The sequence below is a fragment of the Acinetobacter sp. UBA2063 genome (genome assembly GCF_002333245.1).
GTDB classification, from domain to species: Bacteria; Pseudomonadota; Gammaproteobacteria; order Pseudomonadales; family Moraxellaceae; genus Acinetobacter; species Acinetobacter parvus.
This window is the reverse complement of record NZ_DDAH01000161.1, coordinates 1,429-4,617: the sequence shown is the minus strand read 5'-3', so window position 1 is coordinate 4,617 and position 3,189 is coordinate 1,429. Positions and strand designations below refer to the sequence as shown.

The following is a 3,189-nucleotide window of genomic DNA, read 5'->3' as shown; positions in this document are numbered from 1 at the left end:
TCTCGATGCCAGGGTCTAAGATGCCCAAGACTTGGCTGATCGGGGCTATTTGGTTTATGTGCCTAATTTATTTAGTGGTGGTGCAGTCAAATATTGTATTCGTGCTATGGTGAGTAAGGCAGGACGTATCAATGCAGCCGACAGTGAAGTTAATCAGGAAATTCATGTATTACTCGATGCATTAAAGGCAGACCCAAGATCGAATGGTCGGTTAGGCATGTTAGGGCAGTGTTTAACAGGGGGTTATGTGATTCAGATGGCCAAGCGTGAGGATATGCTGGCACCTGTGGTTTATCATCATTCACTGGGTATTCAAGGTGCGGGTGTACCGAAAAAAGAACCTCTGGATAACATTCGCATTTTGCAGGGACATTGGTCAAACGTTGATCCATTCTGTCCAGCAACCAAGCGCAAAAAATTGATTCAGGAACTGGGTGATCGGGTTGAAGCCTATACCTATAACATGCCACATGGTTTCCGCAGTGTCAGTCGGGGCCTACCTGAAGCAAAGGTAGTTTGGCAACGTACGATTGATTTCTTTGAGCGAGAATTAAAACAAAACACAATATAAATCATTGGAACAACAGGTTATTATTTACTGAAATTCATTTATAGAAATAAAAAAGTGAGGGGAATATATGTCTCAGCAATACGCATACGCGGGCTTCTGGATACGTTTCGGTGCTGCGATTATTGATTCAATCATTGTGATGGTTGCCATGATTCCATTAACCATGATTTTTGGTGGTGGCAATACCACAGTTGCCTCTGATGGTTTTTCATCATTCCAATTTATGTCTACGGCAGACTGGATTTGGCAAATTCTCGCCGCAGTCTTTTATATTTTTTGCTGGATTAAATTTGCAGGAACACCGGGTAAGCGTCTGCTTCGATTAAAAGTGTTGGATGAAAAAACGGGTGAAAATGTGACTGTCGGGCAGGCTATCATTCGATACATTGGTTATATCCCAGCAACATTAGTCTTTTTTATTGGTTTAATCTGGGTGGCATTTGACTCCAAGAAACAGGGTTGGCATGACAAAATGGCCAAAACAGTAGTAGTGAGAGAGCTTTAAGCAATAAAACCTTGTCGCACTGAATTGTGTGTTGCAATAAAAAATTCATGAAAAGGGGCTTGTTAATCTAATAACTTCCCCTATAATGCCGATGAGTTTATTCAACGGAGATCCTAAATGGGAAGTTGTTCGAGGTTCGGGTTTAATTATCTTTTAAACCAAAGCGAATACTGAGCAAGTTAGCCTTTTAGGTCGGCTATCTTGCAAGGAGATAGCTTTGATAAAATGTATATAATTATTCCCTGACTTATAAAATTTTTACGTATTAGCAAAAATTTATTGTATTGACTACAGCCCGTTTAGTTTCCCACCTAAAAATGGGGAGAAGCCTATGTTTTTACACGCTTCCATTCAATGGTATTATACCCTCAGCGTATTTTTACTCTGTGGGGTATTGCTGCTCGCTCAAAAGAGCAAGGCAGATCCACTGTTAAATACAGATGATGCTTCAATAACCGCAGCACATCATTGTCAATTAGAATCGTCATATCTATTTTTAAAGGGCGGAGCCAGTTCCTATCAGATTACGCCAGCCTGTAATCTAGGCCAAAATTTTGAAGTCTCGCTTGGCTATCATGCGACCCAAGATCTGGATAATGTGCATGGTTTTTCTGTTCAAGCGAAAACTGTCTTAAAGCCAATGAGTAACCACTGGGGTGTTGCTACCAGCCTGATGTTGTCACGTGATGAACAATCTAAACAGCGCTCCGATCTAGATTGGTTTTTCAACGTACCGATGAGTTTTAATCTGATTGATCAACGCTTGGGCCTCAATACCAATATTGGTTATCAGGATGGTCCGGATCATGTCGGTTTAATCCGTTGGGGAGTTGCGACCAATTACTCTTTATCCGACCGTTTCGCCATAAGCGCAGAAACCTATAATCAAGACCGTCAATCACCCTTTGTGCAAGCTGCTGTGAATTACAGCCTCATTCCAAATATCCTCGTATTAGAAGCTTCAATCGGCGAACGTCTAAATGCCTTTCGACAGAGATGGTTTGGGCTTGGGTTAAGTTTTACCCCTTCATTCTAAGAATGCTCAACTTCTTTATTTCCTAAATTTATATTTTTTCAATCGACTTTATTGATGAAAATAAGGTCAAGGCCTTTGCATGCCTAAAAAAGAGGATTTCAATATGAAACTCTGGCAACGACTTTTTACTGCATTTCTTAAAAGATTCCACCTCATGCGCTTTTTTGGGCGGAGTCAATCATTTAAAGAATTACATCAATCAAGCTATGCACAAGAAATTGGTAAAACATTATCTGCTCGTTTAGTGGATGCTGCACAGCTTGATTCAGCACAGTTATTACAACAATTAAATAGTTCAAATTCGGGGTTAACTGAGCAACAGGCAAACGCACAACAGAAACTTGTTGGGTTAAATGAAATTGCACATGAAAAGCCATTAACCTGGTGGCAACATCTTTGGTATTGCTATCGCAATCCATTCAATATTTTATTGAGCTTGTTAGCTTTGGTTGCCTTTCTGACAGATGACCTAACCGGTGCCAGTATTATTAGTGTAATGGTGATACTTTCAACCTTATTACGCTATTGGCAAGAGTCAAAGTCTAATCAGGCAGCAGATGCATTAAAAGCCATGGTCAGTAACACAGCAACGGTGTTACGTCATCAGGTCAGCTATGATGATCTGACATTGATGCAACAACGTTATGGAATTGATGTAAAAAATCAAAAAAATACTCAATTTGAAATGCCGATTCAGTATTTGGTTCCAGGTGATGTCATCTTGCTTTCAGCGGGAGATATGATCCCTGCAGACTGTCGCATTTTAACAGCCAAAGATTTGTTTGTGTCGCAAGCTGCAATGACGGGCGAATCGATGCCTGTAGAAAAATTTGCATTGCAAAAAAATATGCAGGAGCAAAGTGCGCTTGAGTTGGAAAATATCGTATTTATGGGGACCAATGTGGTGTCTGGCTCAGCCCAAGCTGTTGTAGTCAGTACTGGTATTCAAACTTATTTCGGTGCTTTGGCACATCGTGTGACGGCGACAGATCGGGGGACCACATCGTTTCAGATGGGGGTCAATAAAGTAAGTTGGTTACTGATTCGCTTTATGTTGGTGATGGCACCGATTGTGTT

At 40.8% G+C, this 3,189-nt stretch carries 3 protein-coding genes and 1 pseudogene; all 4 read left to right on the top strand.

From position 1 onward, the window contains the following. Positions 1–19: 19 nt before the first annotated feature. Positions 20–571, top strand: a pseudogene (locus B4H32_RS07475) (dienelactone hydrolase family protein); the annotation flags it as partial. Positions 572–638: 67 nt separating this feature from the next. Further along, a complete protein-coding gene (locus tag B4H32_RS07470) occupies positions 639–1,076 on the top strand; it encodes an RDD family protein (protein WP_005189657.1) in 438 nt (145 codons plus the stop codon). A gap of 331 nt (positions 1,077–1,407) precedes the next feature. Beyond that, complete coding sequence (locus B4H32_RS07465) at positions 1,408–2,112, top strand: hypothetical protein (protein WP_005240821.1); 705 nt, start codon at positions 1,408–1,410, stop codon at positions 2,110–2,112. Positions 2,113–2,215: 103 nt separating this feature from the next. After that, the coding region (locus B4H32_RS07460) for a cation-transporting P-type ATPase (RefSeq protein WP_286801147.1) at positions 2,216–3,189 on the top strand (974 nt) is incomplete at its 3' end.

Excerpts from the sequence above, each read along its gene's own strand:
- B4H32_RS07470 (WP_005189657.1), top strand. The coding sequence starts at position 639 with ATGTCTCAGCAATACGCATACGCGGGCTTCTGGATACGTTTCGGTGCT.
- B4H32_RS07465 (WP_005240821.1), top strand. The coding sequence starts at position 1,408 with ATGTTTTTACACGCTTCCATTCAATGGTATTATACCCTCAGCGTATTT.